Genomic DNA, 13,225 nt, shown 5'->3' with positions numbered 1-13,225 from the left:
GAGCAGCCTCCGCGGTCAGTCGGTGTCGAGCAGACGCCTGGCGAGCGCATCGTCGAGCACGACGTCGGTGATCAGGCCGGCGCCGATCGCGGCGCGCAGCGAACCCAGCTTCGCCTCGCCCGAGACGATGCAGACCCGGCGGGGAACGCGCCGGAGCCGGTCGAGACCCGGTCCGGTCGAACGTGCATTGAGCCGGATGTCGCGCCAGCTGCCGTCCGCGCGGAAGAAGACGGTGGCGACGTCGCCGATGACCCCGTCCTCCTCGAGGCTGCGATAGTCGTCACGCGCGAGGTACCCGCCGACGTAGACCCGACTGGGCACGTCCGACTGCGGTGAGCCGAGACCGAACACGGCGATGTCCATCTTGGCCTGGAAGGCCAGCACGCGCCTGGTGCTGCGCTCCCGCCACATGGCGTCTCTCGTGTCGGGGCTGTCGAAGAAGGCCGGCACCGGGAACTGCTCGACCTGCGCGCCGAAGGCGTGGCCGAAACGCTGCAGGATGTCGCTCGAGTACTCCAGGCCGCTGGTCTGCGTGTTCCCGGCGCCGTTGAGCTGCACGATGGTCGTGCCGTGCGTGTCCTTCTGGGTGAGCGAACGGCTCACGGTGCTGATGGTCGACCCCCACGCGACACCCACGACCATGTTCGACTCGACGAACTGCGACAGCAGCCTGCCTGCGGTGAGGGCGACGCGCTCGAGCCGCTCCATCTCGCTGACCCGATCGGGTATCGGCGCGATATGAGCGGTGACGCCGTGGCGGTCGCTGAGGCGCTGCTCGAGCATCCCCAGCCGCTCGAGGGGAGAGTGGATGCGGATGTCGACGAGACCGACCTCGCGGGCGAAGCTGAGCAGGCGCGACACCGAAGAGCGCGATGTGCCGAGCTCGCGCGCGATGACCTCCATCGTCTGGTCCTGCATGTAGTACAGGCGAGCGGCGGTGAGGGCGGCGATCAGCTTCTGATCGCGATGGTTGCGGGTCGACATCCGGTCCTCCGTCCACGATTCTTGCACATATGTGCAATGGGCTTGCACGCAGAGCGCTTCGGGTCGATGCTGAAGGCATTCAGAGCAGAGAGAGGTCGAGCATGGTTGAGCCGACACACTCATCGCCGGAGCGCGAGCAGGTACGGGCCGTCCGCGAGTCGGGACGCACGAGCGTCCTCGTCATCGGCGCGGGCATCAACGGCATCTCCACCTTCCGCGACCTCGCCCTGCAGGGCGTGGACGTCGTCCTGGTCGAACGCGGCGATTTCGCCTCAGGGGCATCCTCGGCATCCAGCCACATGATCCACGGCGGCATCCGCTATCTCGAGAACGGCGAGTTCCGCCTCGTGCGGGAATCCGTTCAGGAGCGCAACGGTCTGCTCAAGATCGCGCCGCACTACGTCAAGCCGCTGCAGACGACCATTCCGATCTACTCGACGTTCTCGGGCATCCTCTCGGCGCCTCTGCGCTTCCTGACCCACCGCAGCGGCAAGCCGCAGGAGCGCGGCGCCTTCCTTATCAAGGTCGGCCTCACGATCTACGACACGTTCTCGCGCGACGGCGGGGTGGTGCCGCGTCACCGGTTCCTCGGCCGCAAGCGCTCGCTGGCGGAGCTGCCGTCGCTCGACCCGAACATCAAGTACACCGCGACCTACTACGACGCGTCGATGCACGACCCTGAGCGTCTCGCTCTGGACGTGCTGCAGGATGGTCGTTCAGCCCACGCTGGCGCCGTCGCCCTGAACTATGTCGAGGCGATCGGCCGTTCGGCTGACGGCGTCCGGCTCCGCGACCTCGAGTCGGGGGCAGAGTTCACCGTCGCCGCTGACGTGGTCGTGAACGCATCCGGACCGTGGACCGATCTGACGAACGACGCCCTCGGTGAGGACACGCGCTTCATGGGCGGCACCAAGGGCTCGCACATCGTGCTCGACCACCCCGAGCTGCTCGACGCGACCGGGGGCCGCGAGATCTTCTTCGAGCATTCCGATGGTCGCATCGTCCTGATCTACCCGCTCAAGGGCCGAGTGCTCGTCGGAACGACCGACATCGACGCAGACCCCCGCGAGGTGCCGGTGTGCACCGATGAGGAGATCGACTACTTCTTCGACCTGATCCATCACGTCTTCCCGACCATCCCGGTGTCGCGTGATCAGATCGTCTACACCTTCTCGGGAATCCGTCCGCTCCCCCGCCACGAGGACACGGCGCCCGGCTTCGTCTCGCGGGACTACCGGATCGAGGTCGACAGGCAGGGCTCGGTGCCTCTGGTGAGCCTCGTCGGCGGCAAGTGGACCACGTTCCGGGCCCTCGGCGAGTCGCTCTCGGATGCGGTGCTCGGACTCATCGGACGCCCGCGATCGGTGTCGACGGTCGGTCGCGCCATCGGCGGCGGCAAAGGCTTCCCGCGCACCGCACGCGCCAGGCACAGCTGGATCGAGCAGAACCTCGCCGGCGCCGGAGAACGCGCCGAGCGTCTGCTGACCCGTTACGGCACGCGTGCGGCCGACGTGTGGCAGTTCGTCGCATCGGGTGACGACGCCCCACTGGCCGGCGGAGATCTGTCGACGCGCGAGCTCGCCTGGATGGTCGAGCACGAGCACGCCGTCCGCCTCCAGGACGTCGTGCTGCGTCGCACCAGTCTCGCGTTCACCGGCGAGGTCGACATCGACACGCTGATCGAGCTGGCGGATGCCATGACCCCGCTGCTCGGCTGGGACGCCGACCGCCGCGGCGCGGAGCTCGATGACACGCGAACACTGCTGAAAGATCGCCACGGCCTCGAACTTCCCGCGCTTCCGTCGCACCAGAACGGCTGAAGCACAGACCGTCGTCTCCTCACGACGTAACCTCACTCACTGCATGCGCTGGGGGAGAGCGCATGCGCACGAAAGGTCAATGAAGACATGACTGATGTCAATCTCGGGCTGTACTTCCTCTCCGAGTTCGTGGGGACGGCCATGCTGATCCTGCTCGGATGCGGTGTGGTCGCCAACGTCGCGCTCGCGAAGAACAAGGGCTATGCAGGCGGATTCCTGATGGTCAACTGGGGATGGGGACTCGCGGTGTTCGCGGGTGTGCTCGCCTCCGCGTACTCCGGAGCGATCCTGAACCCCGCGGTCGGCATCGGACTGCTGATCGCCGGCAAGATCACCTTCGCCGCATTCCTTGTGGCCACCGCCGCCGAGCTCCTCGGTGCCATCGTCGGTGCCGTCGTCGTGTGGCTCGCGTACAAGCAGCACTTCGATGAGGAGCCGGAGGCCGCCAACAAGCTCGGCGTGTTCTCGACCGGCCCTGCCATCCGCTCCTACGGCTGGAACCTCGTGACGGAGATCGTGGGCACGTTCGTGCTGGTCTTCATCATCTTCGCGTTCGCCGACTACGGCGACATCGAGGTCGGAACGCCCGGTGGCCTCGGACCGCTGACCGCGCTGCCTGTCGCACTGCTCGTCGTCGGCATCGGCGCCTCGCTCGGTGGTCCCACCGGATACGCCATCAACCCCGCCCGTGACCTCGGCCCCCGCATCGCGCACGCCATCCTCCCCATCAAGGGCAAGGGCTCCAGCGACTGGTCGTACTCCTGGGTTCCGGTGGTCGGCCCGCTCATCGGCGGCGCGATCGCCGCGCTCGCGGCTCCTGCGCTGCTGAGCCTCGCCTGATCCGCTTCGATTTCAAAGGAGAAAACAATGGCTGACTACATCATCGCTATCGACCAGGGCACCACGTCGAGTCGTGCCATCATCTTCGACCGCAAGGGCAGCATCATCGCCACCGGTCAGAAGGAGCACGAGCAGATCCTGCCCAAGGCCGGCTGGGTCGAGCACGACGCGTCCGAGATCTGGCGCAACGTGCAGGAGGTCATCGGCCTCGCACTGAGCCGCGCCGACCTCACCCGCCACGACATCGCGGCGGTCGGCATCACCAACCAGCGCGAGACCGCTGTCGTCTGGGACAGGAACACCGGCCAGCCGGTCTACAACGCGATCGTCTGGCAGGACACCCGCACCCAGGAGATCGTCGACCGCCTCGCGGCCGATGGGGGCGTGGAGCGGTTCAAGTCGGTCGTCGGCCTGCCGCTGGCGACCTACTTCTCGGGCACGAAGATCGCGTGGATCCTCGAGAACGTCGAGGGTGCGCGTGAGAAGGCCGAGGCCGGCGACCTGATGTTCGGCACCACCGACTGCTGGGTGCTCTGGAACCTCACCGGGGGTGTCGACGGCGGCGTCCACGCGACAGATGTGACCAACGCCTCGCGCACCATGTTCATGGATCTCGAGACTCTCGAGTGGCGTGACGACATCCTCGAGGCGTTCGGGGTGCCGCGTTCGATGATGCCGGAGATCCGCTCGTCGTCGGAGGTGTACGGCGCGGCTGAGGACTCGTCGCTGCTCCGCGAGACGCCCATCGCGGGCATCCTCGGCGACCAGCAGGCGGCGACGTTCGGCCAGGCTGCGTTCGACAAGGGCGAGAGCAAGAACACCTACGGCACCGGCTGCTTCCTCATCTTCAACACCGGTGAAGAGGTCGTGCACTCGAAGAACGGCCTGCTGACCACGGTCGGCTACAAGCTCGGCGACGGCCCGACCCACTACGCACTCGAGGGTTCGATCGCCGTGACGGGCTCGCTGATCCAGTGGCTGCGCGACCAGCTCGGCATCATCAGCTCGGCTCCCGAGGTCGAAGACCTCGCGCGCCAGGTGGATGACAACGGCGGCGTGTACATCGTGCCGGCGTTCTCGGGTCTCTTCGCCCCGTACTGGCGCCCCGACGCCCGAGGCGCGATCGTCGGCCTGACCCGCTACTCCAACCGGAACCACATCGCGCGCGCGGCTCTCGAGGCCGTCGCCTTCCAGACGCGGGATGTGCTGGACGCCGTGAACGCGGATGCGGGCGTCGACCTGTCGGAGCTGAAGGTCGATGGCGGCATGGTCGCCAACGACGCCCTCATGCAGTTCCAGGCTGACGTGCTCGGCGTCCCCGTCGTGCGCCCGGTCGTCGCCGAGACCACCGCGCTCGGGGCGGCATACGCCGCAGGCCTGGCCGTGGGCTTCTGGAGCGGGCTCGACGACCTGTCGGCCAACTGGCAGGAGGACAAGCGCTGGGAGCCGACCATGGACGAGGCGGAGCGCGACCGCTTGCTGCGTCAGTGGCGCAAGGCGGTCACCAAGTCGATGGACTGGGTCGACGCCGACGTGAACTGACCGCGGGTCACCGAGAAGCGGGTTCGGAGTCGTCCTCCGAGCCCGCTTCTCGCGTCTGCGCGCGGGTCGTCCTGCCGAAGTCGGCGAGGAAGGCGCGTGCGACGGCGCGCGGCTGCTGTCCGTGCCAGACGATGTGCTCCGCGCGCAGCGGACCGTCCGCGACCGCGACGGCGCACACGTCTGCTGATGAACGGGCGACGACGCCCGGAGCGAGAAGGGAGACGGCCAGTCCTGCCGCCACGAGGCCGAGAAGCAGCTCGGCGGAGCCCGCTTCGAAGGCGACGTCCCGGCTCAGGCCGGCGGACGCGAAGGCCAGGTCGCTCTGCGCTCTGCCCGATGTGCCTGCAGGGAAGTCGGCGAAGGTCTCGTCGGCGATGTCGGCGAGCCGGATCTCTTCGCGGAGAGCGAGGGGATGCCCCAGCGGCATGGCGGCCACGAGCCGCTCGCGGCCGAGCAGGCGATGACCGACGCCGGAGGGCTCGATGTCGGCACGCAGGCCGAGGAAGGCGACGTCGAGCGCGTCCCCGCGCACGTCGGAGATCAACGTGTCGCTGTTGCCCACCGTGAGCTCAACCCGGACCTCGGGATACGTCGCCCTGAACCCCGCGATCGCTCCGGGGATGTCTACGGCTGCCACCGTCGGGATGACCCCGAGCCGCAGCGTACCGACGACCCGGCCGCTCGCGGCGATGGCGTCCTCCCGTGCCGCAGCCGCAGCCGAGACGGCGATGCGGGCATGGTGCAGAAAGGCGAGCCCCGCCTCGGTAGGCCGCACGCCGCGACTCGAACGGATGAACAGCCGCTGATCGAGCTCCCGCTCGAGCGCCGCGATCTGATGACTCAGCGCGGACTGCGTCACGAAGCATCGTTCGGCGGCCCGGGTGAAGCTCTCGGTCGAGGCGACCTCGACGACGTAGCGGAGCTGCTGCAAGTCCATACCTGAATGATCCTCGCTCATCCTCGCGGTGACAACCATGCATTGGACTCATCCTCATGCCACATCCACCCTGGAGGTATGGCCCAGCTCCGGATCCTTCTCCTGACCGCGCTCGCTCCCGTCGCCTGGGGAACGACATACCTCATCACGACCGAGCTGCTGCCCTCCGGTCATCCGCTGCTGGCCGCGCTCCTCAGGGCGCTTCCCGCCGGGCTGCTCGCACTCCTGATCGGCAGGGCACTGCCGCGGGGGTCCTGGCTGTGGAGGTCCGCCATCCTGGGCGCACTGAACATCGGAGCCTTCTTCCCGCTGCTCTTCGTCGCGGCAGAACGCCTCCCCGGCGGTGTCGCAGCGGCGGTCGCCGGCGTTCAGCCAGTGATCATCATCGGAATCGGCTGGGTGGTCCTGCGGGAGAGGACTCGGATGCCGGCAACGGCAGCCGCCGCCGCGGGCGCCTTCGGCGTCGCGCTGGTGGTGGTCGGACCGACTGCACAGCTGGACATGACCGGCGTGCTGGCGGCTCTCGGTGGCATCGCGGCCACTGCCTCCGGCGTCGTGCTCACGAAGCGCTGGGGGCGTCCCGTCGGCGTCGGTCCGATCGCCTACGCAGGGTGGCAGCTCACCGCCGGCGGTCTGCTGCTCCTCCCCCTCACGCTCATGCTCGAGCCGATGCCTGCGCGGATCGATCTCGGGGCGGGCGCCGGATACGTCTGGCTGGGCACGGTCGGCGGGCTCGTCGCCTACGTGCTGTGGTTCCGCGGCATCCAGCAGCTTCCGGTGGCGGCGCCTGGCCTGCTGGCGCTGCTCTCCCCCGTCGTGGCGACGGTCCTGGGCGTCGTGGTCGCCGGTGAGAGTTTCAGTGTCACACAGTCCGCCGGCATCGCGATCGTCCTCGTCGCGCTCGTCAGCGGCCAGGCGTTCGCGCACCAGCGCGACGGCGTTCCTGCCGGCTCCCCCGCGTCGCGCGCGGGCGAGCCGGCCGGGATGAGGTGACGCGGATCAGCTCTTGCCGAACAGCTTCTGGATCTCGGCGAGGTCCGCCTCGCTCGGCGCCTTCTGACCGAGCCCGAAGCCCGTGCCCGTCGGGTTCGCGTTGGCCGTGGCGACGCCCGCGTTCTCAGCGGCGCGCTTGGCCGGGTTGCCAGAGCGCGACCCACCGCTCTTGCCCTTGGCGCCCTTCTTGCCGCGCTTCGCAGATGCTCCGGGCTTGCCCATCGGGCCCATGCCCGGGATCTGCGGAGTGCCGCCGCGCGCGACCGTCTTCATCATCTTGGCTGCCTGCTCGAAGCGCTGCACGAGCTGGTTGACGTCGGTGACGGTCATACCCGAGCCCTTCGCGATGCGCAGCCGACGCGAACCGTTGAGGACCTTCGGGTTACGACGCTCGCCGGGCGTCATCGAGCGGATGATCGCCTCGGTCCGGTCGATCTCGCGCTCGTCGAAGTCCTCGAGCTGCTGCTTCATCTGGCCCATGCCCGGCAGCATGCCGAGCATCTTCTTCATCGAGCCCATCTTCTTCATCTGCTGAAGCTGGTCGAGGAAGTCCTCGAGCGTGAAGGCCTCATTGGCCAGCTTCTCGGCCATCTTCATGGCCTCTTCCTCATCGAAGGCCTGCTGGGCCTGTTCGATGAGGGTGAGGATGTCACCGAGGTCGAGGATGCGGCTCGCCATGCGGTCAGGGTGGAACGGCTCGAGGTCCTCGAGGTTCTCGCCCGTCGAGGCGAAGATGATGGGGCGTCCGGTCACCGAGGCGACCGAGAGCGCTGCGCCACCGCGGGCGTCACCGTCGAGCTTCGACAGCACGACACCGGTGAAGTCGACGCCCTCCTGGAAGGCCTTGGCCGTGTTCACGGCATCCTGACCGATCATCGCGTCGATCACGAACAGCACCTCGTCGGGGCTGGTCGCCTTGCGGATGTCGGATGCCTGCTTCATCAGCTCCGCATCGACGCCGAGGCGTCCCGCGGTGTCGATGATGACGACGTCATGCTGGTGGCGGCGCGCGTACTCGACGCCGTCCTTCGAGACGCGGATCGGGTCGCCGACGCCGTTGCCCGGCTCCGGGGCGAAGATCGTGGCACCGGCGCGCTCGGCGACGACCTGGAGCTGGTTCACCGCATTGGGACGCTGCAGGTCGGCGGCGACGAGGAGAGGGGTATGGCCCTCGCCTTCGAGCTGCTTGGCCAGCTTCCCCGCGAACGTCGTCTTTCCCGAGCCCTGCAGACCCGCGAGCATGATGACCGTCGGCGGGGTCTTGGCGAACTCGAGGCGGCGCTGCTCGCCGCCCAGGATGCCGACGAGCTCCTCGTTCACGATCTGCACGACCTGCTGCGCCGGATTCAGCGCCTTGTTCACCTCGTCGCCGAGCGCGCGTTCGCGCACCTTGCCGGTGAAGTCCTTGACGACCTGCAGCGCGACGTCTGCGTCGAGCAGAGCGCGGCGGATCTCGCGGACGGTGCCGTCGACATCGGCGGGGGTCAGCTTTCCCTTCGTGCGCAGGTTGCGGAAGGTCTCGGTGAGCCGATCGGAGAGCGTGCCAAAGGTAGCCATGGTGCCTCTGATTCTACGCGAGCGAGGCCCCCACCCCGAGCGCGGCCCGCAGAGCGTCCTTCGCCCGCTGATAGCGACCCCGGGCGGTCGACGCGGGGATGCCCAGCATCTCAGCAGCGTCGGAGATGCTCAGCCGCTCCCAGTGCACGAGTCGGATGAGCTCCGCCAGGTCAGGCTCGAGCCGATCGATGGCATCGCGCACCTCGGATCCGTCGTCGGCCGGCGGTGCCGTCGCCGCTTCCCGCACCTGCAGGCGGATGCGGTCGGCCAGCGCCCATCGCCGACGCTGCCCCCTGGCGTGATTGAGCAGCGTGCCCCGGGCGATGCCGAACAGCCACATGCGAGCCCGCTCCGGGTCGGTGGGCAGCTCTGCGACACGGCGCCAGGCGACGACCATCGTCTCCCCCAGCAGGTCGGGGGCATCGTCTGGTCCGACCCGCCGTTCGAGGTAGGCGAGAAGGGCGGATGCCGAGGACTCGAGGGCACGGGTCAGGCGCGCGTCGTCGTGGCGGCTCACTCCTGCCCACCCTCTCCGCCCCAGTCCTCGCCCTCGCAATGAAGCTGGCTGTGAGCCTCCGCCCCGGCGAGACCGTGCTCGGAGTCGTAGCCGTGGGCTTTCAGCTCGTCGTGCATGGCCTGACTCATGGCCTGCTCGTGAGCTGTCCACGCGTTGAGGTCGGCGATCCGCGGATCCTCTGCTGCCTCCGGGTCACGAGCCATCGCCTCCTCGACGACGGCGAGCGACTCGGCGACGAACGGTTCGGCTGCGGCCTCGACATCCGTGTGCGCGAACCAATCGTCGATGATGCGATTCACATTCGCCTCGACGAACGGATCGGCGATGTCGTAGCCGCTGAACCGGATCTCGCACTGCCCCCAGGTGGGCGCGGTGTAGGTGTAGCTGCGATGCGGGTTCTCCAGCCCGGCGACCCACGCCCAGTCCGAATTCGCCGTGGCGACACCTGCCGTGCCGATCAGTGCCATCGCGGCGATGCCCGTGATCAGCGACGCCCTTCTGCGCCGCTTCGGCGGGCGCACCGTGTCACGGGCGTCCGCCGTCATCTGCACCAGAGCGGAGTCCCGCCCCCTCCCCCTGTCCGCAACCGCCGGTGCGGATCCGTCCAGCAGGTCGTCGAGCGAATCGGTCATGAGGTCCTCCTTCAGTGGGTCTCACTCATGACCTGTCCGCCCAGGCGCGAAACGTCCTCAGCGCCAGGGAAGGTCGTGGATCGCGTGCAGTGCCTCGTCGAACTGCGACTCCAGCGAGGCCTGACCGGCGCCCTGCTCGGCCCACACCCGCACCGAGGAGAGCACGGCGGTGGCCAGAGCCGACCCGAGGATGTCAGCGCGAATGACTTCGACTCCTGCGCTGCGCGCCGTCGCGGCGATCGCCGACGCCAGCCGGGCGTGCCGCAGTCCCGTGTCGCGCATCAGCTCCGCCTCCACGCCCATCGCGCTGGCATTGCGCAAAGCGAGCGCGAGCGGGTCGGGCGCGAGACCGTGCAGCATCGGACGCAGAGCGTCTCGCACCGAGTCGCCGTCGGCTTCCGTCCCCAGGCGAACCAGCGCCACCAGCGCAGCGTCGACCCTTGCGTCGAAGCCGGACCACAGCACGTCGCTCTTCGACGAGAAGTAGTTGAAGAAGCTCGACCTGCTCACCCCGGCCCGCTGGGTGATGTCGACGATCGACGTAGCCTCGTACCCCTGCTCGAGGAACAGCTCGCAGGCGGCCTCGGCGAGAGTCTCACGCGACGAGGCCCGAGGGCGTCCTGCTCGCGAAGCCGTGGTCATAGCGCTCAGCGTAGCCGCGCGTCGCACCCGTTGCCGCCGGGATGGGCGTATGGTGGTTCCAGGCAGGTTCTTGGACGCCATCCAATAATTGAGAGAAGCCCTTATGCTCGATATCCAGCTCCCCGGCCTGGCACCCGCTTACGTGCCCTACCTCGACGGATGGGAGCTGCAGCGCAGCATCCACCACGACGTCGTCGCGGGCACGAGACCCGACACGCTGCTGCTGCTCGAGCACGAGGCGGTCTACACCGCCGGCACCCGCACCGAGGATCACGAGCGTCCGCAGGACGGCACGCCTGTCGTCGACGTCGATCGCGGCGGCAAGATCACGTGGCACGGCCCAGGTCAGCTCGTCGGATATCCCATCGTCCGCCTGCACCCGCCGATCGACGTCGTGGCGCACGTGCGTCGGCTCGAGCGTCTGCTCATCAGCATCCTCGAGCCCCTCGGCGTCGACGGCTATCAGGTCGAGGGCCGGAGCGGAGTGTGGGTGCGCCGACCGCTCGGCGAAGACAAGGTCGCCGCGATCGGCGTGCGCGTTCAGCAGGGGGTCACCATGCACGGATTCGCCATCAACTGCGACAACACCCTGGCGGGCTTCCGCGGCATCATCCCGTGCGGGATCACCGATGCCGGCGTCACCACCGTGAGCGAGGTCACCGGAGCCCACGTGACGCCGTCTGACATCGTGCAGGCGGTCGCGGACGCTTTCGCCACGGAATACGCCAGCGAGAACGAGGGAGTCGCCGCATGAGCGCCGCGCACCCCGACGGCCGCAGGCTTCTGCGGCTCGAGGTCCGAAACGCCGAGACGCCGATCGAGCGCAAGCCCGAGTGGATCAAGACCAAGGCGAAGATGGGGCCGGAGTACACCGCCCTGCAGTCGCTGGTGAAGACCGAGGATCTGCACACCGTCTGCCAGGAGGCGGGATGCCCGAACATCTTCGAGTGCTGGGAGGACCGCGAGGCGACATTCCTCATCGGAGGCTCGCAGTGCACGCGCAGATGCGACTTCTGCCAGATCGACACCGGCAAGCCCGACGCGTACGACACCGATGAGCCGCGCCGAGTCGCCGAGAGCGTGCAGCGCATGGCGCTGCGCTATGCGACCGTCACGAGCGTCGCCCGCGACGATCTGCCGGATACGGGCGCCTGGTTGAACGCCGAGACCGTGCGGCAGATCCACGCCATGAACCCGAGCACGGGCGTGGAGCTGCTCGCGAACGAGCACAACGCCGACCCGGCGTTCCTGGGTCAGATCTTCGACGCCCGGCCCGAGGTCTTCGCGCACAACGTCGAGACCGTGCCCCGGATCTTCAAGCGCATCCGTCCTGCCTTCACCTATGAGCGCTCGCTGAGCGTGATCACGCAAGGGCATGAGGCGGGGCTCATCACCAAGTCGAACCTCATCCTCGGCATGGGCGAGGAGCCGGAAGAGGTCGTCCAGGCGCTGCAGGATCTGCACGATGCAGGGTGCGACATCATCACGATCACGCAGTACCTGCGTCCGACGCCCCGGCATCTCCCGGTCGCCCGCTGGGTCAAGCCCGACGAGTTCGTCGAGTTCAAGTCCGAGGCGGAGCGCATCGGGTTCCTCGGCGTGCTGGCAGGCCCGCTCGTGCGGTCGTCCTACCGTGCCGGGCGTCTGTGGGCGCAGTCGATGATCTCGAAGGGCCGCGAGATCCCACCGCACCTCGCCCACATCGCCGAGAGCGCCGACCTCGGCTTCGCCCAGGCCGTCTAGGCTGCTGGCCCGTCCGGCGCACACAGCCGCGCCGTGGCGCACAGCGGGGACGGTTCGCGCAAGGGGCACCTGACCGGTCGTTCGCCCGCTGTAGCGTGCCAGGATGCTGAAGATCGTGTCGATCGTCATCAGGGTGCGCGACCTCGCCGCCCAGACCCGCTTCTGGAGCGATGCGCTGGACTACGTGCCGCGTGATCCCCCGGAAGACGACTGGGTGGTGCTGAGACCGCGCGATGCGCACGCTCCGTGCATCGCTCTCGACGCACACGGCTCCGAGCGGGTTCTGCCACCGCGCATCCACCTCGACATCTACGCCGAGGATCAGGCATCCGAGATCCGGCGTCTCACCGCGCTCGGAGCGCGAGAGGTGCCGTGGGACCGGCGACCCGCCGATGCGGACTACGTGATCATGGAGGATCCGGAAGGCAACCGGTTCTGCGTCGTCGACCGGCCCGGTTGGCCGGGCTGGCGCGACGCACGAACACCGACGACTAGTCGGCGCTGGTGACGGACTGCACCGAGCCGTCGGACGCCAGGTTCACCAGCAGGACCTCATCGGTCTCATCGGCATCCAGCGCGTACTCGAGCACCGCGAACGGCTCGGACCCGCCGTGCTCGTCGGCGAGGATCGTCATGCTCGACAGGCGCAGCGATCGGATGATGTCGACAGCGGCATCGCCGCTGACGTCGACGAGCACATCCTCGAGGTCGTCGCCGAACGCCTCCTGCTGCTGCAGGATGTACTCGGTCACCTCGCTGGTGCGGTCGTCGACCTCGGTCAGCATCGCGCCGCGCACGGACGCATCCAGCTCTTCGATCCCGGCGATCAGCGCCGCCGCGACATCCAGCGCCGCGATCGAGACGTCGTCCTGATCAGGGGCGGTGAGGTCGACCGTCACCGACTGGTCGCCGAAGTCGACGCGCTCCGTCCAGAAGATGGCGCCGTCGGGCCCCGAGGACAGGACCCCGAAATAGTCGTGTTCGATCGCCATATCGCTATGAAACCAGCCTCTCCGCC

14 protein-coding genes are annotated in these 13,225 nt (G+C 68.3%); 7 read left to right on the top strand and 7 right to left on the bottom strand.

The features are described 5' to 3' along the window. Positions 1-15: 15 nt before the first annotated feature. On the bottom strand, positions 16-984 hold the full coding sequence (locus AB0N59_RS10910; RefSeq protein ID WP_363482799.1) for a sugar-binding domain-containing protein: 969 nt from the start codon (positions 982-984) through the stop codon (positions 16-18). Between the two features lie 101 nt (positions 985-1,085). Here AB0N59_RS10910 and AB0N59_RS10905 point away from each other — a divergent pair, with 101 nt between their 5' ends. The 3 genes from AB0N59_RS10905 (at position 1,086) to glpK (ending at position 5,186) form a co-directional block, all read left to right on the top strand. After that, on the top strand, positions 1,086-2,804 hold the full coding sequence (locus AB0N59_RS10905) for a glycerol-3-phosphate dehydrogenase/oxidase (protein WP_363482796.1): 1,719 nt from the start codon (positions 1,086-1,088) through the stop codon (positions 2,802-2,804). Between the two features lie 87 nt (positions 2,805-2,891). Then, positions 2,892-3,644: an MIP/aquaporin family protein gene (locus AB0N59_RS10900; RefSeq protein ID WP_363482793.1), complete on the top strand. Its 753-nt coding sequence runs from the start codon at positions 2,892-2,894 to the stop codon at positions 3,642-3,644. A 27-nt stretch (positions 3,645-3,671) separates the two neighbouring features. Continuing rightward, the gene (gene glpK, locus AB0N59_RS10895) at positions 3,672-5,186 is read left to right on the top strand and encodes a glycerol kinase GlpK (RefSeq protein ID WP_363482790.1); all 1,515 of its coding nucleotides are present in this window, start codon (positions 3,672-3,674) and stop codon (positions 5,184-5,186) included. A gap of 7 nt (positions 5,187-5,193) precedes the next feature. Here glpK and AB0N59_RS10890 read toward each other — a convergent pair whose 3' ends face one another. Continuing rightward, positions 5,194-6,123, bottom strand: a complete 930-nt coding sequence (locus AB0N59_RS10890) for a LysR family transcriptional regulator (RefSeq protein ID WP_363482787.1) — start codon at positions 6,121-6,123, stop codon at positions 5,194-5,196. Between the two features lie 78 nt (positions 6,124-6,201). Here AB0N59_RS10890 and AB0N59_RS10885 point away from each other — a divergent pair, with 78 nt between their 5' ends. Continuing rightward, positions 6,202-7,116 (top strand): EamA family transporter, encoded by a 915-nt coding sequence (locus AB0N59_RS10885; RefSeq protein ID WP_363482784.1) that lies wholly within the window; start codon positions 6,202-6,204, stop codon positions 7,114-7,116. Between the two features lie 6 nt (positions 7,117-7,122). Here the strand turns inward: AB0N59_RS10885 and ffh are convergent, their stop codons facing one another. The 4 genes from ffh to AB0N59_RS10865 are packed head-to-tail and all read right to left on the bottom strand — an operon-like array spanning position 7,123 to position 10,464. After that, positions 7,123-8,673 (bottom strand): signal recognition particle protein, encoded by a 1,551-nt coding sequence (gene ffh / locus AB0N59_RS10880; protein WP_363482781.1) that lies wholly within the window; start codon positions 8,671-8,673, stop codon positions 7,123-7,125. Between the two features lie 13 nt (positions 8,674-8,686). Next, positions 8,687-9,190, bottom strand: a complete 504-nt coding sequence (locus AB0N59_RS10875; RefSeq protein ID WP_363482778.1) for an RNA polymerase sigma factor — start codon at positions 9,188-9,190, stop codon at positions 8,687-8,689. Beyond that, a complete protein-coding gene (locus tag AB0N59_RS10870) occupies positions 9,187-9,822 on the bottom strand; it encodes a hypothetical protein (protein WP_363482775.1) in 636 nt (211 codons plus the stop codon). Before AB0N59_RS10870 ends, AB0N59_RS10875 begins: the two co-directional genes overlap by 4 nt. Before the next feature lie 57 nt (positions 9,823-9,879). After that, positions 9,880-10,464, bottom strand: coding sequence for a TetR/AcrR family transcriptional regulator (locus AB0N59_RS10865; RefSeq protein ID WP_363482772.1), 585 nt, complete (start codon positions 10,462-10,464; stop codon positions 9,880-9,882). 103 nt (positions 10,465-10,567) lie between these two features. On the opposite strand from AB0N59_RS10865, the gene lipB reads away from it, so the two are divergent. From lipB to AB0N59_RS10850, 3 genes are all read left to right on the top strand, one after another. Next, positions 10,568-11,218 carry a lipoyl(octanoyl) transferase LipB gene (gene lipB / locus AB0N59_RS10860; protein WP_363482769.1) on the top strand — a complete coding sequence of 217 codons (651 nt, stop codon included), beginning with the start codon at positions 10,568-10,570 and terminating at the stop codon, positions 11,216-11,218. Further along, positions 11,215-12,207: a lipoyl synthase gene (gene lipA / locus AB0N59_RS10855; RefSeq protein ID WP_363482766.1), complete on the top strand. Its 993-nt coding sequence runs from the start codon at positions 11,215-11,217 to the stop codon at positions 12,205-12,207. Before lipB ends, lipA begins: the two co-directional genes overlap by 4 nt. A 103-nt stretch (positions 12,208-12,310) precedes the next feature. Beyond that, positions 12,311-12,715: a VOC family protein gene (locus AB0N59_RS10850; protein ID WP_363482763.1), complete on the top strand. Its 405-nt coding sequence runs from the start codon at positions 12,311-12,313 to the stop codon at positions 12,713-12,715. Here AB0N59_RS10850 and AB0N59_RS10845 read toward each other — a convergent pair. Continuing rightward, positions 12,699-13,199, bottom strand: a complete 501-nt coding sequence (locus AB0N59_RS10845) for a DUF2004 domain-containing protein (protein WP_204976460.1) — start codon at positions 13,197-13,199, stop codon at positions 12,699-12,701. The genes AB0N59_RS10850 and AB0N59_RS10845 overlap by 17 nt on opposite strands. Between the last annotated feature and the right edge of the window lie 26 nt (positions 13,200-13,225).

The organism is Microbacterium sp. NPDC089321, from assembly GCF_040684935.1.
GTDB lineage: Bacteria > Actinomycetota > Actinomycetes > Actinomycetales > Microbacteriaceae > Microbacterium.
This window is presented reverse-complemented; position numbering and strand designations above follow the sequence as displayed.